Annotated in this window: 21 protein-coding genes; 6 read left to right on the top strand and 15 right to left on the bottom strand. The window is 32.9% G+C overall.

Annotation, left to right across the window (positions count from 1 at the left end):
* Positions 1–190: 190 nt before the first annotated feature.
* The gene (locus tag BED47_RS23865) at positions 191–364 is read right to left on the bottom strand and encodes a hypothetical protein (protein WP_175403541.1); all 174 of its coding nucleotides are present in this window, start codon (positions 362–364) and stop codon (positions 191–193) included.
* 466 nt (positions 365–830) lie between these two features.
* On the opposite strand from BED47_RS23865, the gene BED47_RS22625 reads away from it, so the two are divergent.
* Positions 831–1352, top strand: a complete 522-nt coding sequence (locus tag BED47_RS22625) for a hypothetical protein (protein ID WP_069035567.1) — start codon at positions 831–833, stop codon at positions 1350–1352.
* A gap of 226 nt (positions 1353–1578) precedes the next feature.
* On the opposite strand, the gene BED47_RS22620 is transcribed toward BED47_RS22625, so the two are convergent.
* The 6 genes from BED47_RS22620 to cyoE form a co-directional block, all read right to left on the bottom strand.
* Entirely contained in the window at positions 1579–1938 is a 360-nt protein-coding gene (locus BED47_RS22620) for a hypothetical protein (RefSeq protein WP_069035566.1), read from the bottom strand.
* A gap of 219 nt (positions 1939–2157) precedes the next feature.
* Positions 2158–2496 carry a cytochrome c oxidase subunit IVB gene (ctaF, locus tag BED47_RS22615; RefSeq protein WP_069035565.1) on the bottom strand — a complete coding sequence of 113 codons (339 nt, stop codon included), beginning with the start codon at positions 2494–2496 and terminating at the stop codon, positions 2158–2160.
* A 4-nt stretch (positions 2497–2500) separates the two neighbouring features.
* Positions 2501–3124: a cytochrome (ubi)quinol oxidase subunit III gene (locus tag BED47_RS22610; RefSeq protein ID WP_069035564.1), complete on the bottom strand. Its 624-nt coding sequence runs from the start codon at positions 3122–3124 to the stop codon at positions 2501–2503.
* Positions 3124–4980 carry a cytochrome c oxidase subunit I gene (gene ctaD / locus BED47_RS22605; RefSeq protein WP_069035563.1) on the bottom strand — a complete coding sequence of 619 codons (1857 nt, stop codon included), beginning with the start codon at positions 4978–4980 and terminating at the stop codon, positions 3124–3126. The genes BED47_RS22610 and ctaD overlap by 1 nt, the downstream gene beginning before the upstream one ends.
* Positions 4981–5012: 32 nt before the next feature.
* Positions 5013–6053, bottom strand: a complete 1041-nt coding sequence (gene coxB / locus BED47_RS22600; RefSeq protein ID WP_069035562.1) for a cytochrome c oxidase subunit II — start codon at positions 6051–6053, stop codon at positions 5013–5015.
* Between the two features lie 95 nt (positions 6054–6148).
* Positions 6149–7108 carry a heme o synthase gene (cyoE, locus tag BED47_RS22595; RefSeq protein WP_084007051.1) on the bottom strand — a complete coding sequence of 320 codons (960 nt, stop codon included), beginning with the start codon at positions 7106–7108 and terminating at the stop codon, positions 6149–6151.
* A gap of 360 nt (positions 7109–7468) precedes the next feature.
* Here cyoE and BED47_RS22590 point away from each other — a divergent pair, with 360 nt between their 5' ends.
* Positions 7469–8404: a COX15/CtaA family protein gene (locus BED47_RS22590; RefSeq protein ID WP_069035561.1), complete on the top strand. Its 936-nt coding sequence runs from the start codon at positions 7469–7471 to the stop codon at positions 8402–8404.
* Between the two features lie 118 nt (positions 8405–8522).
* Here BED47_RS22590 and pyc read toward each other — a convergent pair whose 3' ends face one another.
* The 3 genes from pyc to BED47_RS22575 all read right to left on the bottom strand — a co-directional run bounded on the left by pyc (position 8523) and on the right by BED47_RS22575 (position 13662).
* A complete protein-coding gene (pyc, locus tag BED47_RS22585; RefSeq protein ID WP_069035560.1) occupies positions 8523–11972 on the bottom strand; it encodes a pyruvate carboxylase in 3450 nt (1149 codons plus the stop codon).
* 80 nt (positions 11973–12052) lie between these two features.
* A complete protein-coding gene (locus tag BED47_RS22580; RefSeq protein ID WP_069035559.1) occupies positions 12053–13195 on the bottom strand; it encodes an FtsW/RodA/SpoVE family cell cycle protein in 1143 nt (380 codons plus the stop codon).
* Positions 13196–13371: 176 nt separating this feature from the next.
* Positions 13372–13662, bottom strand: a complete 291-nt coding sequence (locus BED47_RS22575) for a YlaN family protein (RefSeq protein ID WP_069035558.1) — start codon at positions 13660–13662, stop codon at positions 13372–13374.
* Positions 13663–13994: 332 nt separating this feature from the next.
* Here BED47_RS22575 and BED47_RS22570 point away from each other — a divergent pair, with 332 nt between their 5' ends.
* A complete protein-coding gene (locus BED47_RS22570) occupies positions 13995–14483 on the top strand; it encodes a hypothetical protein (protein ID WP_069035557.1) in 489 nt (162 codons plus the stop codon).
* A 67-nt stretch (positions 14484–14550) separates the two neighbouring features.
* On the opposite strand, the gene BED47_RS22565 is transcribed toward BED47_RS22570, so the two are convergent.
* Both BED47_RS22565 and BED47_RS22560 read right to left on the bottom strand, forming a co-directional pair.
* Positions 14551–15879, bottom strand: coding sequence for a PhoH family protein (locus BED47_RS22565; protein WP_056468520.1), 1329 nt, complete (start codon positions 15877–15879; stop codon positions 14551–14553).
* A gap of 158 nt (positions 15880–16037) precedes the next feature.
* A complete protein-coding gene (locus BED47_RS22560; protein WP_069035644.1) occupies positions 16038–16493 on the bottom strand; it encodes a pyridoxamine 5'-phosphate oxidase family protein in 456 nt (151 codons plus the stop codon).
* Between the two features lie 153 nt (positions 16494–16646).
* Between BED47_RS22560 and BED47_RS22555 the strand changes: the two genes are divergently transcribed.
* On the top strand, positions 16647–16847 hold the full coding sequence (locus BED47_RS22555; RefSeq protein WP_056468526.1) for a YlaI family protein: 201 nt from the start codon (positions 16647–16649) through the stop codon (positions 16845–16847).
* 343 nt (positions 16848–17190) lie between these two features.
* On the top strand, positions 17191–17499 hold the full coding sequence (locus BED47_RS22550; RefSeq protein WP_069035556.1) for a hypothetical protein: 309 nt from the start codon (positions 17191–17193) through the stop codon (positions 17497–17499).
* A gap of 11 nt (positions 17500–17510) precedes the next feature.
* Here the strand turns inward: BED47_RS22550 and BED47_RS22545 are convergent, their stop codons facing one another.
* The 3 genes from BED47_RS22545 to typA all read right to left on the bottom strand — a co-directional run bounded on the left by BED47_RS22545 (position 17511) and on the right by typA (position 20127).
* The gene (locus BED47_RS22545; protein ID WP_069035555.1) at positions 17511–17783 is read right to left on the bottom strand and encodes a hypothetical protein; all 273 of its coding nucleotides are present in this window, start codon (positions 17781–17783) and stop codon (positions 17511–17513) included.
* Positions 17784–17813: 30 nt separating this feature from the next.
* A complete protein-coding gene (locus BED47_RS22540) occupies positions 17814–18131 on the bottom strand; it encodes a YlaH-like family protein (protein WP_235821791.1) in 318 nt (105 codons plus the stop codon).
* 148 nt (positions 18132–18279) lie between these two features.
* Positions 18280–20127, bottom strand: a complete 1848-nt coding sequence (typA, locus tag BED47_RS22535) for a translational GTPase TypA (protein ID WP_069035643.1) — start codon at positions 20125–20127, stop codon at positions 18280–18282.
* Between the two features lie 200 nt (positions 20128–20327).
* Here typA and BED47_RS22530 point away from each other — a divergent pair, with 200 nt between their 5' ends.
* Positions 20328–20513: a DUF5325 family protein gene (locus BED47_RS22530; RefSeq protein ID WP_069035553.1), complete on the top strand. Its 186-nt coding sequence runs from the start codon at positions 20328–20330 to the stop codon at positions 20511–20513.
* Positions 20514–20550 lie beyond the last annotated feature (37 nt).

Raw genomic sequence — 20550 nt, 5'->3', positions numbered from 1 at the left:
TCAGCTCCTAAATTATGAATGATCGTATCGTAATGCGCTAATTGCATAAAGAGTAATATGAACTTCAATAACGCATGTGCTTGTTATGTATCAATATTTATTCATGAAATCTAATGGAAATAATACAGAGTATTATCACTTGACTGTCTTTGAACTTACACGTCTTTTTCACGGTCAACGATTTCTTGATTTATTGATATCGGTTTCCTAAATATTTTTTTCTGTACGTTTTACCTTGATCAGGAATATCCATGAAACCTTGTGCACCCCAAATTACATGCTCTGTTAATTTATCAATACTACCACTTAGCTCAACCTTTTCTTCCATTTCAATATCTTCATCATTAGGAATTTCCATATCCATCTTTGAATCATCCCTTCCATTTTACTGTTCAACCATAACCGAATTAGTACTCATTCTAAAATTATTTCGGCTTTATAGTTTTCTTCCACTGAACTTTCTTATACCATTGAACTACTCACCACTTAACGCCCTTACAGGTTGTTTGAAGTGGGAGATTCTTGGGAACCTTTCTTTTACTTAAGACTGAGCAGATCATTGAGATATGAAGCAGACAGCAAAAAAGCCTTTAGACTTATCACGCCTAACCGACATTCACCTCCCACCTATTACTGGTGTTATCACACCTTCACGTAATTCTGGAAGGAGTCTTCTGTCGGATAATGATAAAAATCTCCATAGTTGAGTTGGCTCATTGATTGACCCCAAAGAGAACATCAATGAAAATATATTATTCTCGTTAAGTATTTCTTTAGTAGTTTTGGGGATAATTTATAAGTCTAAAAAATTTTACTAGGAGGAAATATGATTGATTTACTACAATAGGTTTGGTACAAAAAGAGACTTAACAGTAAGTGAAGGCGATCGTGTAGAAATTATTAAAAGAAGTGACATTTATTGTATTAATGAGGAAGAACCTATTTATCATTCTGGAACGATAACGAAAATTGATTATGAAGATTTAAATAGAGCGCCAGAAAAAGAAGCTGTTGGTATTTGGGTAAAATTTGATAAGGATAACGTATTTAATGATGGCGAAGAAGATCTTGTTGCATTAGCTGAGATAGAGGAATTGTTTAAGAAAAAATATGACATTGTTGGTTATGCTATGGTAAATGAAGGTGTTACATTAAGCATTACAGGAGAAGGTTTAGGAAAAATCATTAACTTCGATTACCAAGATGGAAGTTTACTTCCTGTATCAATACAAGATGCTAATGGAGTAGAAAAAGGAACTATTACTCAAGCTGATGAAGAATTAATTCAAGAACTCAAGCGTTATGGTACACCACAAAAATACTTTCATTATGTGCTTTCTCAATCTAAATAAGTTCTCCATACTGGCAACATTAAAAATCTTCAATTGTAGTTACTAATGGCAAATTTACAAAAAAACTATACGATTTATACAATCAATTAATATCATTTGCAAGGTATTACATAAAGGTTTCAAAAATCAAACAAGGCTCTTTCTTAATTAGCCTTGTTTTCTTACATATAATCTCGTTGAACTACTCATGCGTTAGTTACATTAATTATCAAATAATGGCATTATATCAATACCACCCAAAACCAAGTATGCCATTATCTAAATTACTTTCATTCCATTCTAAAATTCCTTCTCCTTCGACGATCCCTTGTTCTTCCATCTCTTTTTTATAGAACTTTATAATATCATTACGTTTTAAGTCATCCTCAGGTAATTCAACTAATAAGGAGTCAGCATAGGGTCCTCCTTCATCTTCAATACGGTCTTTTTCATCACTAATACCTACTACACACACTTTTCCTGCACCTAGTTCATAAAGTTTCTCGACAAAATTAATAGCGTTAATTGTTTCACCGAATCGATTAGTCGCAAATGCTGATGGATTATTATTACTCTTAAGCCACTCTAGTGCTTCAATTTTTTTCAATCAAATCATTCCACCTTATTGTAATTTTACGTTTATGTTAGGATTTTGATATAAAAGAAAAATCTCCTGCAAAATAGACCCTTTTTTAATGTGTTTTTAAAGTTCTACAATACAATGTTTCTTATTGAACTAATCTGCAAGTAAGTCCCACAAATTATCAACAATGTACATAAACAAACATAAAAAAAGGAAGTGAATTTAATTCACTTCCCTTTTACATCATAACCAGATTAATGTTAAGAATGTTAAAAGTGTAATTACAGCAACTGTAAGTCCTGAATATAGGAAGAATGCTTGTGTGCTGTGACCTTTATTTTTCATGTGCATGAAGTAATAAAGTTGGAACACTAATTGTACTACAGCAAGTAATAAAATAAATGGTACTGTAAAGTATGGGTCCATTTTATCTCTGTATAATACTGCTGCGAATGATGCAAGTGTTAAAACGATCATTAATGCAAATGAAATTAATTGCTGTTTCATTTCTTCTGCATGTTTACGTCTGTGATACTTTATTTCAACTTGATTTCTTTGATGAGAGTTTGTATTTGTACCCATTTTCTTATCCCACCATTCCCATTAAGTATACTACTGTAAAGATGAAAATCCATACTACGTCAATGAAGTGCCAGTATAAACTTGCAATATAAAACTTCGGAGCGTTGTATAAATTTAAACCTCTTCCACCATTTCGAAGCATTAAAGTAGTGATCCAAAGTAAACCAACAAATACGTGGGCACCATGAGTACCTACTAATGTATAGAATGAAGAACCAAATGCACTACTCTTAATTGTAAAATGATATTCGTGCATATAGTGTCTAAATTCGTAAATTTCTAATAATAAAAATCCTAGACCTAATAAAACTGTAATTCCTAACCATAGCATCATCTTTTTGTGTTCAAAGTTTTTCATGTGGTACATAGCGTAAACACTTGTAAGAGATGATGTTAAAAGTAACATTGTAGCAATGAATACTAATTTTGGTTCGAACATTTCTGCAGCACTTGCTCCACCAGCAGTAGAGTTTCTTAAAGCTAAGAAAGTACCAAATAATGATGCGAATAATACAGTTTCTCCACCAAGAAATAGCCAGAATGCTAAGAACTTATTTTTACCTTCTTCTGTAGCTTTTTCAGGGTTATGAGGAAACGTTTCAGCTGTAAATTTTTGATTCATTTCCATTATGCCTCAACCCCCTCATCAGCTATGTCTTCTTTATGGATATGGAATCCATGATCATCAATCCAAGAACGTAAGAACATTGAACCGAATGTAATAACTAAGCCAAGAATTAAAACACCAACTGCAGTGTGATTCTTAAGTTGGTCATTATACAATGCCCCAAATGCTGCAATAAATAAGCCAACTGACATAACAAACGGTAAAATAGATGAGTTTGGCATATGAATATCACCTAGTGGTTCAGCAGGTGTCATTTTGCCGTCTCCTTCTATTTTTTCTACCCATAGAGCGTCTAATCCACGTACATATGGAATTTGAGCAAAGTTATATTCTGGTGCAGGAGAAGGAATTGACCACTCAAGTGTACGACCTACACCCCATGCATCTCCAGCAGCTTTCTTACCTTTAATTGCTGTATAAACTACGTTGATTAACATAACGATTGTAGCTAGACCCATGAACATTGCTCCGATTGAGCTGATCATGTTTCCTGTATCTAAGCCTTGTCCAGGTAAATATGTAAAGTAACGACGAGGCATACCCATTAAACCTAAGAAATGTTGGATAAAGAATGTTAAATGGAAACCAATAAAGAATAAAAAGAATGTAATTTTACCTAATGTTTCATTTAAGATTTTACCAAACATTTTTGGCCACCAGTAATGTGCACCGGCAAATAGACCAAATACTACCCCACCTACGATTACGTAGTGGAAGTGAGCTACTACGAAATAACTATCATGGAATTGATAGTCAGCAGGAGCTGCAGCGTTCATAATACCAGTTACCCCACCTAGAACGAATGATGGAATAAAAGCAACTGACCAAAGCATTGGTGTTGTAAAACGAATTTGTCCGCCCCACATTGTTAATAACCAGTTAAAGATTTTAACCCCTGTAGGAACTGCAATTGCCATTGTTGCAACAGCGAAAATTGCATTTGCTACTGCACCAAGACCGTCTGTAAACATATGGTGAGCCCATACCATGAATCCTAAGAAACCAATCAAAACTGTTGCGAATACCATTGAAGAGTAACCGAATAAACGTTTCTTTGAAAATGCTGGAATGATATCTGAGAAGATACCAAATGCCGGTAATATAAGAATGTAAACCTCTGGATGTCCGAAAATCCAGAATAAATGTTCAAAGATCATTGAGTTTCCACCTAAAGATGCATCAAAGAATGCAGTTCCAAATAGGCGGTCAAACATTAATAACGCTAACCCGATTGTTAATGCCGGGAACGCAAATAAAATAAGTGCTGATGTTACAAAAACTGTCCAAGTAAATAGTGGCATACGCATGTATGTTAACCCTGGAGCACGCATGTTAATAATCGTTGCTAAGAAGTTAATACCACCTGCTAATGTACCAATACCTGAAATTTGTAGACCTAATAAGTAGAAGTCTACACCATGTGATTTACTGTGTAGAGCTAGTGTCGCATATGAAGTCCAACCTGCGTCAGGCGCTCCACCTAAGAACCAACTTAGGTTTAAGAAAACTCCACCAACGAAGAATAACCAGAAACCTAAAGAATTTAAAAACGGGAAAGCTACGTCACGAGCACCAATTTGTAAAGGTACTACCGCGTTAAAAAATGCAAAGATCATCGGCATCGCCGCTAAGAAAATCATTGTTGTACCATGCATTGTTAATACTTGGTTATAAGCATCACCAACTAAAAATGTGTTGTCTGGCTTAATTAATTGTATACGAATAAATAACGCTTCCATCCCACCAACTAAGAAAAAGAATCCGCCTGCAATTAAATACAGGATTGCAATTTTCTTATGGTCGACTGTCGTTAAGTAGTCCCACAATAGTGGTTTCTTTTTCGCTACAGAACTCACAGTATTACCCCCTTTGCTTCATATCCATTAATTTATTTTGCAATTTTTAAGCTAGTTAAGTATGCAGTTAATGCATCAATCTGATCAGCTGATAAGTCACCATATTTACCTGTCATAAGGTTTCCTGGCTTCATAGCTTCCGGATTTGTTAACCATTTTTTGATGTTTGCTTCATTATTTTTAGCAATACCAGCAACCATATCACGATCACCGAAGTTAGCTAAGTTTGGAGCAAGTCGTGCAGCAGGTGGTCTTGTATCATTTGCATCTGCAGCATGACAACCAATACAGCTTTGTTTGAAGATTTTTTCACCTTCTTGTGCATCTGCTGTTACAGCTTGACCTTTCTGATTCTTCATATCAGCTAACCACTTATCGTAATCGGCTTGACTTACAACTTTAACTTTAAATTGCATTAATGAATGTGAAGGACCACAAAACTCTGCACAGAATCCATTATATGTACCTTCTTTATCCGCTGAAAGCCACATTTTGTTTTCGCCTTCAACGTTTGTATCAAGCTTACCTGCTAATGATGGTACCCAGAATGAGTGTTTGATATCTTGACCTTTAAGGTTTAAGATAACTTTTTTACCAACTGGGATATACATGTCTTGAGAAGTAATGAATTTTTGTTTTGGATACTCAAATTCCCACCAGAAAAGATGAGCATTTACATTAATAACAATTGCATCTTTTTTCTTCTCATCTTTTGCTATTTGCTTCTCATCTGAAAGCTTAAACGTTTGTGATACTGTTGGTACTGCTAAAATAATAAGTAAAATAACAGGAATAATTGTCCAAAGAAGCTCTAAGAAATGATTACCTTCTACTTGCTTTGGAATAATATTCTCTTGACCTTTACGGTGACGATATTTCACGATTACGTAAAGGAAAAGAACTGTTACTACAGCAACAACGAATACCATGATCAACGTACTTAGCTTCATAAGATCGTATTGCATTTTTGCTACTTCACCTTGAGGATTCAGTGTAGATTGATTTGCATGTCCACATGCACTCAAAATAACTGCTATCAAGGAAATTAGCGAGACTAATCGCCAATGTTTCATAAGTATACTTCCCCCTCTTTCAATTTAAAGTGTTTCATTCTTATTTAAAAATAAGATTAAACAAACAATAAAAAAATCCCCCGTAATACCCCTAATTAAAACGAAATTGTAAACACAATCATTGACATAAATAGAAGAGTTAAATAGTTTATGGAGTATATAAACATCAGTTTAGAGAACTTTTGATCATCCTTTTGTTTATAACAATATAATCCTAAAATAACCCATCCAATATTCAATATTGTTGCAAAAATAATAAATGGTAAACCTAGAGCTTGCATGTAAAATGGCAGTGGTAATAAACATAATACCCAAATCATCACTTGACGTTTCGTCATTTCAAATCCGTAAACGACTGGTAGCATTGGAATTCCCGCTCTTTTGTATTCTTCAGAACGTCTCATCGCAAGTGCTAAGAAATGAGGTGGTTGCCATATAAACATGATTAAAAACAGCATCCAAGCAATTGGATGCAAATTCGCATCGATTGCTGCCCATCCAATTAATGGGGGTGCTGCACCAGATATACTACCTACTACTGTGTTTAACGTGTAATTACGTTTCGTCCAAAGAGTGTATAGTACGATATATGTAAATGCACCAATAAATGCATATACAACAGCCATTAAGGTTGTGAAAGCCATAAAAGTAAAGCCCACAATTAATAAAAGAATACCAATCGAAATTGTAACGCTTGGTTTAATATTACCGGTTACAGTCGGTCTGTTTTTCGTTCTCTCCATATATGGATCAATATCACGATCAATATAGTTATTGATTACACATGATCCCGCAATAATAAGTGATGAACCAATTACAGTAATAATTGCTTTTGGTAAATAATCTAATATATCTAATCCATTTATTTGGATTGCTAACCAGATACCTGTAAAAGTTGTCAGTATATTAGAGTTTACGATCCCTATTTTCATTAAAGAAAGTAAATCTTTCTTTAGTGAACTAGAAGGATGATTAGTTTCTTCGTTATTAGAAACATTATTAGCTAATTGTTCCAAGTCAATCCTCCTCTTTTTTTGCAAAACTTCATTTTTCATACCCATTTTTTAATGGTTCATAATGAGTTTTTAATTTAGACATACTTCTATTAAACTAAATTCAATGAAATTTTTGTGATAAATATATGAACAAATTGTGTACGTTTCAAAAAAATTTTAACGTAAACAGCCTATCTTTTCAATACTAAATACTATTTAATTATAAAATTAATTATTTCTATATTTCAAAAATGAATACATTCAAAGTTAAGAAAAAACAAATATTATGTCTAAATATGAAGGTTACCTTTGAATTTTATGTCGTAATCTTATATGATATAGAAGTATTATTTACAGAATAATTTTTTTAATAATTAAATTTTAAAATTATTATTATTTTATAAAAGTGGGTGGATATACTTGCTACGTGTTTTAAAAGGGGTATCGTTAATTACCTCATTCATTCTTTTAATTGTTTTATTGGGTGGTGCACTCGTAACAAAGACTAATTCTGGACTCGGTTGCGGAAGATCATGGCCTCTTTGTAAAGGTCAAATCATTCCTGATCATCTGACTATTCAAACTGTCATTGAATTATCTCATCGTGCAGCATCAGGCCTTGCTGGGATATTTGTTTTATTATTAGCAGTCCTTGCTTGGATTGTCATTCCTCATAAAAGAGAAACAAAGTTTTTAGCAATCATTTCTTGTATTTTTCTAGTTGCTCAAGCATTAATTGGGGCAGCCGCGGTTGTTTGGGGTCAAGTCCCAGCTGTAAAAGCAATTCATTTTGGTATTTCTCTAATTTGTTTTGCTGCTGTAGTCATGTTAACATTATTAATTTTCGAGCGTGATCGCAATTATCAAAAAAATTCTTTTTATGTCGGAAAAAGAATGAAATTTCATACTTACGGTTTATGGATTTATTCATACTTAGTAGTTTATACTGGCGCTCTTGTCCGTCACGAAAATGCTAGCTTAGCTTGTCCTAGCTGGCCATTATGTAGTAAAGCAAACAACGGTATTCCCACACAAGTTCATGAATGGATTCAAATGGGGCATCGATTCGCTGCATTTCTTTTATTCGTCTGGGTAATTATTGCTTTTGTACATGCTTATAAATACTATCGTAATGAGCGTGGCATTTATTTTGGATGGTTTGTATCTTTAATTCTTGTTACTCTTCAAGTAATTTGTGGAGCGGTTATAGTCTTTACAAACCTAAATATTTATGTTGCATTAACACATGCCATTTTAATTTCATGCTTGTTTGCAATATTTAGTTTCCAAAGTTTAGTTTGTACAAGAAGTAAAAGCTCAAATTCTGAGTTACTTCAAAATAAAAATATCTCATAAAAAAGGTATTTCTTCCACTTAATTGTAGAAGAAATACCTTTTTTTACATTTAAAATTAAAGCGAAGAAGAGATGTCCTTTTACTGCAACTTCTCTAACTTCGCTATACATTGTACTTTTTATCTTTGATCTAGTTCTATTAGTAAATCACCTGTAGAAATACTCTCTCCTGATGTAATTAGAATGTCTCTTATGACACCAGTAAATGGAGATTGGACAGTAGTTTCCATTTTCATTGCTTCTGTAATTGCTAAAGTTTGACCTTTTTCAACTACATCTCCCTTTTTAACTAGTACATTTAAAACAGTACCTGGCATTGTTGCGTTAATATGGTTTGGATTACTAGTGTCCCCTTTTCTTTTTTGAACGACAGTAGATTTAATAGAGTAATCTTTAACCACTATTTCTCGAGGCTGACCATTTAATTCAAAGTATATTACTCTTGTTCCGTCAGGTTGAGCTTGACCAATCGAAACAAGTTTAACAATCAGTGTTTTACCTCGTTCAATATCTACTTTAATTTCTTCATCCAGTCTCATTCCATGGAAGAAAGAAGGTGTATCAAGTACAGATAAGTCTCCATAGCTTTCTACATTTTTTTGATAGTCAATAAATACTTTAGGATATAGGCAATAAGCTAATATATCAAAATTAGTAACCTGGCGATTTAACGTCTTGAATAAATACTCCTCAACATCTTTAAAATCGATTGGTTTTAATGACTCACCAGCTCTTTCAGTTAATGGCTGTCTGCCTTTTAAGATGATACGTTGTAAACTCTTTGGAAATCCTCCATGAGGTTGTCCCAATTTTCCTTCAAAAAATTCGATTACTGAATCAGGAAAATCGATATGCTCTCCTTTTTCATATACAGAATCTTCGTCTAAATTATTTTGAACCATAAACAAAGCCATATCTCCAACAACTTTTGAAGAAGGTGTTACTTTAACGACATCTCCAAATAGTTGATTTACCCTACCATACATATCCTTAACTTCTTCAAATCGGTCTCCTAAACCAACACCTTTAGCTTGTTGTTTTAAGTTAGAATACTGACCACCTGGCATTTCATGTTGATAAACCTCTGTATGTGGTGAAACCATACCACTTTCAAAACTACTATAATACTTACGAACGCCTTCCCAGTATGTTGATAACTGCTCTAAGCCGTTTATATTTAAGTTTGTCTCGTTATTTGAACCTTTTAGAGCATAATATAAACTATTTGCACTTGGTTGAGAAGTTAATCCAGACATACTTCCAATTGCGATGTCTACAACATCTACGCCAGCTTCTATTGCTTTTACATATGTGTATAAACCATTACCACTCGTATCATGAGTATGTAAGTGGATTGGTAGATCTACAGTATCCTTCAATTCACTAATTAACGTATAAGCAGCCTGAGGCTTTAATAGACCTGCCATGTCTTTAATAGCTAAAATATGTGCACCAGCCGATTCTAAATCCTTTGCAAGCTCTTTATAATACGCTAGATTATATTTTGTTCTAGTTGGGTCTAATATATCTCCTGTGTAACAGATCGATGCCTCAGCAAGCTTTCCACTCTCTCTTACAGCATCTATTGCAACTTCCATCCCTTTAATCCAATTTAGACTATCAAATATTCTAAATACATCGATTCCAGCTTGAGCCGATGCTTCAATAAACTTTTTAACAAGATTATCAGGGTAATTTTTATATCCAACTGCATTTGATCCACGTAAAAGCATTTGGAATAATACATTTGGAACTTGTTCTCTTAAATTTAATAATCTTTCCCATGGATCTTCATTTAAGAAACGGTAAGCTACATCGAAAGTTGCTCCGCCCCACATTTCCATAGAGAATAAGTTAGGTAATAATTTTGAAGTTTGTTCTGCTACTGTAATTAGGTCTTTTGAACGAATTCTCGTTGCAAGCAGTGATTGGTGAGCATCCCTAAACGTTGTATCTGTAAATAAAACATTCGGTTGATTTTTTAACCACTTCGAAAATTCATCCGCACCTAATTTATCTAGTAATTGTTTAGTTCCACTTTCAGCATTTTTTATATGATTTACATTTGGAATGATAATATCATCATAAGCTGGTTTTTCTTTAACCGATATACCTGGAAATCCATTCACTGTTACATTCCCGATATAATTTAATAATTTTGTTCCGCGGTCTCTTCTTTTTGCAAAAACAAATAATTCCGGAGATGAATCGACAAATGAAGTATTATACTCACCAGATAAGAAATCTGGGTGTGTCGTAACATTTTCTAAAAATGGAATATTTGTTTTAATCCCACGGATACGGAATTCTTTTAAATTTCGATTTAACTTCGCAATTGCGCCTTCGAATGTCAATGCATGAGTTGTAACTTTTACTAATAATGAATCATAGTAAGGTGTAATAACAGCACCTTGGAAGCTGTTACCAGTGTCTAATCTTACACCAAAACCTCCACCTGAACGATATGCCATAATTTTTCCTGTATCAGGCATAAAATTATTTAGTGGGTCCTCCGTTGTAACACGTGCTTGAATCGCAAAACCAATTCTTGGAATCTCATCTTGTAATGGTATTCCTACTTTATCACTATGTAAACTATTACCTTGTGCAATTAAGATCTGTGTTTGAACAATATCAATTCCTGTAATCATTTCAGTAATTGTATGTTCAACCTGTACGCGTGGATTAACCTCAATAAAATAAAAATCATTACCAGAAACTAAAAATTCAACTGTACCAGCGTTAACATATTCTACTTCTTTCATCAATTGAACAGCCGCGTCGCAAATTCTATTTCTTAAATCTTCACTAATCGAAGTACATGGTGCAACTTCAACTAATTTTTGATGTCTTCTTTGAATTGAACAATCGCGTTCAAACAAATGAATGATATTCCCTTGGTTATCCCCTAATATTTGAACTTCAATATGCTTTGGATTTTCAATAAACTTCTCAACATAAACTTCATCATTACCAAAAGCAGCTTTTGCTTCAGACTTAGCACGCTCGTATGCATCTTTTACTCCTGCATTCGTACGGACAATCCTCATTCCACGACCGCCACCACCTAGAGCAGCTTTAATAATAATCGGGAATCCATAAGTTTCACCAAATTCCTTTACATCATCCAATGAGTTTACTGGACCATTACTCCCAGGAATGATTGGCAAATTAGCTTGAAGAGCTTGCTTCTTTGCTTTAATTTTATCTCCAAAAATATCTAAGTGTCTTGAATATGGTCCGATAAAAATAATTCCCTCTTCTTCACATCTTTGAGCAAATTTAATATTTTCTGATAAGAATCCATATCCTGGATGAATTGCATCTACATCGTTTTTCTTTGCAATTTCAATAATACCTTCAATATCTAGATAAGCATCAATTGGCTTTTTACCTTTTCCAACTATATATGCTTCGTCAGCTTTATAACGGTGATATGACCCTTCATCTTCTTTAGAATAAATACCAACTGTTCTAATTCCTAACTCAGTGCATGCTCGAAATACTCGAATTGCAATTTCACCTCGGTTAGCAACAAGAACTTTTTTAATCTGTTTCGTGTAAGTCATTTGTAAGCCTCCTGTATTTATGAAAGATAATTATCAATAAATTAAGAATAAACTTTTTTCAAAATGCATTTTTGAAGATTTTATAAAGTTTCTTTATGAATCTTATTTCGTATTGAAATATTCATTAAAATACCAACCATCGAAAGCATAACGATTAATGAAGTTCCTCCATAACTAACAAAAGGTAACGGAACACCCGTAAGTGGAATTAACGAAGTGACTCCTCCAATATTTATAAATGATTGAATGACGATGATTGCACTAATCCCTGTAGCTAATAATGAATCAAAAGAATCCTTTGATTGATGAGCTATTAACAATCCACGCCAAACAATTATGAATATACATAAAATAACTACAATTACTCCTATTAAACCTGTTTCTTCACCGATTATTGCTAGAATAAAGTCGGTATGAGGTTCAGGTAAATAACCTAATTTTTGAATACTTTTACCTAATCCAACTCCAGTAAGTCCACCATTGGCAAATGCTATTAGTGAATTTACGATTTGAAATCCGATTCCTTGTGCATAGTCAAAAGGATTTCGGAAAGCTAAAAATCGATTAACTTGTACATCTGTTAAACCGATCCCTAAACTGATACAAATACTAATTAATGGATATAGTAATCCAATGCCACCAACGAATAAGAGAATTAATCTCTTTACAATAAAACCACTACAAAACGAAACGACAGCACAAGTACCGATTATTAATAAAGCTGTACCTGTATCCGGTTGTAATCTCAATAGAATGATATAAATAGCTACTATGCTCCATGGAGCAAATAGCATTTTCCAGTTCTTTGTAATTCGTTTTTGTCTTTTGGAGTACCATCCTGCTAATAGAACGATTGACCCTAATTTGATTAACTCAGCTGGTTGAATTCCAAATACCCAGCTTTTTGCATTATTTCTAACTTCACCAAAGAGTAGAACTGCAATAAGTAATCCTATACTTACCCCTATATTTAATATCATGGCAATTCTTTTTCTAAAGAAAGTTGCAGGTAGAAACATTAAAAAAACAAATGCAAACATCCCTACTTCAAATGCAATTAATTGCTTATGAAAGAAATAGTCACTTGGCCAATGTTCACTTTGATAACGAATGGATGGTAATGGTGAGCTTGCACTATACACCATAATTAATCCAAATAAACACAACACTAATAATGGAACAAAAATCATATAATCAATATTTTTCAAATATTTTTTTAACATTACTTAATCATCCCTGCTTTGATTAATTATACTTTATGTATTCAACTATTTTGCTAAATTCCCTTTTTAAATAAAAACATTGTAACATAGATTAATAGATTTATTACTTATAACAATTAAAAAAATTCACAAAAAAAAGCTCAAACATTTATTGTTTGAACTTTTGTTGCAAATAATTATTTATTCTTTTGATCTGTAAACGCTTCATGTAGAGCAGAAAGTTGACGCTCTAGTTCAGAAAGAAGTTCTCTTCCTTGTTCTGCTTCAATTAAACCTAAACGAGAAGCAAAATCAATCTCCCTTGATAATCCAAACATTTGAGTATCTAAAACCTCTTCATATAGAGGGCATTGTGGCATCGTTAAATGATCAAGTTGCACATTTATTAATTTTAATATTTTTTCAGCATCTTTTTTTAATAATTCAAATGCTTTGTCTTTGTAATCTGTTACAGCATCAGACCTCAATTTTCTCCCTCCGCTTCCGTACAAGCTATCTATTTAATATTATAGTTCTTTTTAGGAAAAATCAACTTAAATCAAAAGTTTTACAAATATGTATTTTAGAAAATTATATTTTTGCAACAGTTTATTTATTAGAGTTTTCTTATGTTAGGATGTAATTTTAAATAAAAATCTAATTTCTACAATAAAAGAACGCTCTAGATAATCACTATAAAAAAGTTGAAAACATAAAAAAATTAAATGAAAATAAGTGCCTATATTGTTCAATTGTTTGTCTTTTTACTTAAAATAGTCGTACACTATAGTTAGACTTAGTACATAGAAGGGGTTTTGGTATGAGTGATGTTTTTCAATTAACAGGTAATGTGGAGTTTCCGTTAACGATTGATCCAAGTGTTTGGATTTTTGATGAAAGAAAGGTTAAGTTAGATAGTTTGTTAGCTGGTGATTTGAAAAAGGTTGATGAGCTTGAGCAATATACGAAAAGTGTTTCAAAGCATTGGGATCGTGAAATTGTTGAAGGTGCAAAGGTTGATAATAGCCCTTTATACGCTACTCAAAAAAAAGAATGGCTTAAGGAATCGTATGCAATGCCATTTTCATATTTTATAGATAATAGTAATCCGAAAAATCGTAATTCAGAAGTTACAATCGAAACAGAAGATGAATTAATAAAATTACCTTTTGAAACTGTATATGAAAGTTATTTAGCATTTTCATACAATGGCAAGAGAATCCTTGAAGATGGGCCAGTACATTTATATTTTGCTGATGGCACAAATAAAGAAACACCAATTACATCAATCAAGAAGATTATTTTATAGTTTAAAACAAAAGCAACATCTTACTGATCGATTTTGGTAAGATGTTGCTTTTGTAAGCATTTAATTATTACAATATATCCGCTGCAAGTTGGGCAATTGATGAACGTTCGCCTTTTATTAGTTTTACATGTCCACTTATTTTTTGATCTTTAAATTTTTCAACTACATATGTTAATCCATTGTTGTATTCATCTAAATATGGATGATCAATTTGTTCTGGATCCCCCATTAATACAATTTTACTCTTATCACCAACACGAGTTAAAATTGTTTTTACTTCATGCCTAGTTAGATTCTGTGCTTCATCTATAATAATAAATTGCTCTGGGATACTTCTACCTCTTATATAAGTTAAAGCTTCTACTTCAATTGAGCCCATTCCGGCTAATATCGCATCGAGTTCACCTGGTTTTTTCGTATTGAATAAGTATTCTAGGTTATCATAAATCGGTTGCATCCATGGACGAAGTTTTTCATCCTTTTCACCTGGTAAATAACCAAGATCTTTTCCAACTGGAACAATCGGTCTAGCAACTAATAACTTTTTATAGCTTTGCAGGTCCTCACTTTGCATTAAACCTGCTGCTAAAGCTAATAAAGTTTTTCCAGTTCCTGCTTTTCCAATCAATGTAACTAATGGTATATCGTCTCGAAGTAGTAATTCTAAGGCCATGGACTGTTGTGCATTTCTTGGTCTTATGCCCCAAATATGTTCATTCGAGAAAACAAATTTCTTAATTTTTGTACCTGTTTTATCTACAACTCCAAGAGCTGAACTCTTACCACCGAGAGCATCCTTTAATACGATGAATTGATTAGGATAAAATGGATGGTTCGCTATATCTGAAACAGGAAGTTCAGTTTTCTCGTAAAACTTGTTTAATAAATCTGTATTTATGTAATACTCTAGATAACCGGTATAAATATGATCAACTTCCACTACTCGATCACTTAAATAATCTTCAGCTAGTAAATTTAATGCATCCGCTTTTACACGAACTAATGTATCTTTACTAACTAAAATCACTGTTTTTCCACTTTCTTTTGCTTCTTCTTCAAGTGATAAGTTTTTTGCAACAGCTAAAATGCGATTATCGTTCGTTTTTTCAACAAAGATCTCTTGCAATTGTTGAAATGAGCGATGATTTAATTCAATTCTAAACGAACCACCGTTTTCAAGAGGAATACTTTCATGTAATTTCCCTAGTTCTCGAAAGCTATCAATTAGTTTGGATACATACCTAGCATTACGACCAACTTCATCCATATATCTCTTCTTTGAGTCTACTTCCTCTAATACAACAGCTGGTACAACTACTTCATTATCTTCAAATGAAAAGATTGCTAGTGGGTCTTGCAGTAGTACATTGGTGTCGAGAACGTATATTTTACTCAATCCTTAACCTCCTGACTAAAAATAACTCAGATTAGAATAATTAGTTTTAATTCTAAATTGATTGGTCTTACATTTGGTTACTAGTCGAAGAATGGACGAACCGTTAATATATTATATGAAATTCTCTCTACTTTAGAATATTTTTTAATGTTTAAAGCTCAGTTGGATCTAAGACCACTTAAAACTGCAACATCTAATTTTTTTGCAGCTCTCTCATCATAAGTTTTTGCATACTCTGGTTCGACTGTTATTTTTGACCCATAAAACAATATATTTTTTACTTCATTAACTTTCACTTCTATACACGCTAATTTTAATGGAATCCCAGGCATTTGCTTCGTTAAAATTTTTGCATTTCCTGAGATACTATAAACTGTTTCATTTGAGAATAAGCTTAATGATACCCCTTCAACCTCTTCGATATTCGATATAATTGCTGATCTTTGATCGACTGCAAAACGAATCGTCTTATCGTCTAAGGCAGCAAGCCAAGAAATTGCATTCGTAACTGGTGCATTCTTTTCGGAGTTAAAAGTACTTAAAAAAACAATCTTTTCTTTATTACAATCTTCTAATAAGCTTGGTGATAATGTTTTCTCAATACTGTTTGCCATCACTATTTCATCTCCTTCAAATAAAGAGTATACTAATATAATTCAAAGTTTATTGAAAACTTCCTGCTAAAACCACTGTTTTCTAAAAATATATTCTAAAACCTGTTATAATTATGTTAACTTAAGCTTCATATATAAGGAGAGAAATTTCACATGAGAGTTAAATGCATGATTTGTGATAAAAGCGAATCTATTAGCGATGAATCACCTATTGCAAAAAAATTAAGAAATCGTCCTATCCATACATATACATGCTCTGAATGTTACGATCGAATTAAAATAAAAACAGAACAAAGAATTGCAACAGGAAATTTCCGTTTCTTAAAACCGGTAAAGGACAATGACGAGTGGTAAATTATTAAAAAAGAAGCCTATTGGGCTTCTTTTTTTCATAGTGTTGAAATATAAAATGTTCAATAAGTAAAAAGGAAATTAAATGTATATTTATGCTGAAATTATTTTTTGGGATGATCTATTAATGGTTATATATGTTAATATATTTGAGCAATGTTATGATTCCAATTACACTAGTAATGTTTTTTTCAGAAGTTAAAAATACTTTGAGTAAACTTTTTACAAAAACAAATTCCATTGATCAGTTAGTTTATTAATTAATGTTCGATTGTAATTGAACTAAAAACTGATTAATAAACAGCTGTTAGGTTACTCTTAGTAAAGGCTATTTGATAATGATTTATTGCAGACTTCTTTAGATGAATATGTTGATTGGAACGAAGGGGTGCTCGACTCCTATGGGATAAGTGGGAAGGCTGAGACCCCGCAGGCTTTTGCCGAGGAGGCTAAAGAATCTCGCCCCATGGAAAGCGAGCATCCTGTAGTGGAAATCAACATCACTATACTCCTTTTACGAAAATTTGGTAAATTAATTGACAAGATTGTTTTTCAACAGCGTGAAAAAAAGCCAATTGGGCTTCTTTTTTTGGACTTAGATATTATTTTCATGTATAAATCCAATATAAGTTTAAACAAAAAAAACCTAGATTAATTTCTAGGTTTTTAATACTTCTCTGGATTAACTCTTACTTGATCTAAAAAGCAATCAATCATTTCAATAGGAAAGCGCGTAGTTCGCTCTTTTTCTGCTTGTGTAAATGTAATTAAATAGAAATCTTCCATTTTTTCTATTTTCACGTTAGATACTTGATGATCTTCTTTTAAAATCGAATCAAACATCTCATACGTCTCTTTAGCAGCTTCATCCGAAGGTCTACCTTCATATATAACTTTTATCGTTAACCAATTATATAAAGCGTCCTGAACAGATTTCATCTAGATACCAACTTTCTAAAAAGTGTTACATTATGTAGTAGCATTATTCTTTTTTGATTGATGTAAACGAATCTTATAAACACCTAATACGAAAACACTAGCAAGTAATGCTTCCACGATTGGTATCCTTAAAGCTAAGAAAGTAAGGAAACTACATCCAATCATAAGCAAAACATAAATGATTAAACTTTTAAGGATGCTCAATTTTTTTGCGAAACCTAAATGATATACTACAATACATAGTACAACAATTAAACCATATAATATCCACATGGAAAGATGAATATCATGAGTTATATTTATTAACTGTGTGATGACAAATTCAAAACCCTTTGGAGCTTTTTCCAAATCCATATCCCCCTATTTTATAATAAAACTAAAATACTTCTATTCGTTTTTAGACTGTCTGAAAATCAATATTTTGTACTTTGTTTACAAAAATGAAACCGACTATTTCTAGTCGGTTTTATTATATCATAATTATTTTAAAATTTAATTATTCTTGTTCAGCGAATTTTTTCTTTTTCGCTGCACGCTCACGCTCATTTTTATCAAGAAGCTTTTTACGTAAACGAATTGATGTTGGCGTAACTTCACAGTACTCATCATCATTTAAGTATTCTAAAGATTCTTCAAGCGTCATAATACGTGGTTTTTTCATTGTTGTTGTTTGGTCTTTATTCGCTGAACGGATGTTAGTAGCGTGTTTAACCTTAACAACGTTTACTGATAAATCATTATCACGGTTATGCTCACCAACAATCATACCATCATAAACATCTGTTCCTGGCTCAAGGAAAATTACACCACGGTCTTCTAGACCCATAATTCCGTATGTTGAAGCTTTACCAGTTTCCATTGATACTAATACACCTTGACGACGTCCACCAACTTGACCTTGAATAGCTGGTTGGTAGCTATCGAATGAGTGGTTAATGATTCCATAACCACGAGTTAAAGTTAAGAATTCTGTAGTATAACCAATTAATCCACGAGCTGGTACCATAAATGTTAAACGGACTTGACCGTTACCATTATTCACCATATCTCTCATTTCACCTTTACGAGCACCCATTGATTCCATGATTGAACCAGTATATTCTTCAGGAACGTCAATTTGTACATGCTCAACAGGCTCACATCTTACACCGTCAATCACACGAATGATAACTTCTGGTTTTGAAACTTGAAGCTCATATCCTTCACGACGCATGTTTTCAATAAGGATTGATAAGTGAAGCTCTCCACGTCCACTTACGATCCATACATCAGGAGAATCAGTATTTTCTACACGTAAACTTACGTCAGTTTGAAGTTCTTGTAATAATCTCTCTTCAATTTTACGAGAAGTTACAAATTTACCTTCACGACCTGCAAAAGGTGAATTATTAACTAAGAATGTCATTTGAAGAGTTGGCTCATCAATACGTAAGATTGGAAGTGCTTCTTGGTGTTCAGCAGGACATACTGTTTCACCTACGTTGATATCTTCCATACCAGAAACTGCTACTAAGTCACCAGCTTTTGCTTCTTGGATTTCAATACGTTTTAATCCAATGAATCCAAACATTTTTGTAATACGGAATTGTTTAACTGATCCATCAAGTTTCATTAAAGCAACTGATTGACCAACTTGCATTGTTCCACGGAAAATACGTCCGATACCGATACGTCCAACATAGTCATTGTAGTCTAATAATGTTACTTGGAATTGTAAAGGCTCTTCACTATTATCGATTGGAGATGGAATGTGCTCAATAATTGTATCGAATAAAGCATTCATATTCGGTTCTTGTTTAGAAGGATCAGATTCTAAGCTAGAAGTTCCGTTGATAGCTGATGCGAATACAACTGGGAATTCTAATTGATCTTCATCTGCACCTAATTCAATAAATAAATCGATTACTTCGTCAACAACTTCATCAGGACGTGCGAAGTCACGGTCGATTTTATTTACTACTACGATTGGTGTTAAATGTTGTTCTAAAGCTTTTTTCAATACGAAACGAGTTTGTGGCATACAACCTTCATATGCATCTACAACTAAAAGAACACCATCAACCATTTTCATGATACGTTCTACTTCTCCACCAAAATCGGCGTGTCCAGGAGTATCCATGATGTTAATACGTTTACCTTCATATTGGATTGCAGTGTTTTTAGCTAAGATTGTAATTCCACGTTCACGTTCTATATCATTAGAGTCCATTGCACGTTCATTAACGTTTTCGTTTGAACGGAATGTACCTGATTGTTTTAATAACTCATCAACTAACGTTGTTTTCCCATGGTCAACGTGCGCAATAATTGCTATATTGCGTAAATCTTCTCTTTTTTTCAAAATATATTCACTCCTAAAATGTCTACACATCTATTTTCATTATTAACTAAAACATTATAGCACATGCACACGGAAATATATCAAGAAAATGTTTAATCAAAAATATAATTTATTAATAAATATTTAGGAAAGATTTATTTTTTTCAAATTTACATCCGATTCGACAAAGAGTAAAATAGGAATTATGAACAGGAGGATTCACCATGTCTAGCATAAAATTTAGACTTTTCTGCGTTGCAACTTTATCCGTAATCTTCTTAATTCTAGTTGGTATAATGCTAGCAGAACTAAGTACTATTGGCGCTGTTATTTCACTAATTATTTCAATATCGTTAGTTGGTTATGGTTTTTCATTACGTGCTAAATTAAAAAGAGAAGGCAAGTTATAAACCTCTTCTCTTTTTTAACACTGTCTGCACACTAAAA

It is taken from the genome of Gottfriedia luciferensis, assembly GCF_001712755.1.
GTDB classification, from domain to species: Bacteria; Bacillota; Bacilli; order Bacillales; family Bacillaceae_G; genus Gottfriedia; species Gottfriedia luciferensis_B.
The sequence above is the reverse complement of the archived record's forward strand: the minus strand, read 5'-3'. Positions and strand labels throughout refer to the sequence as shown.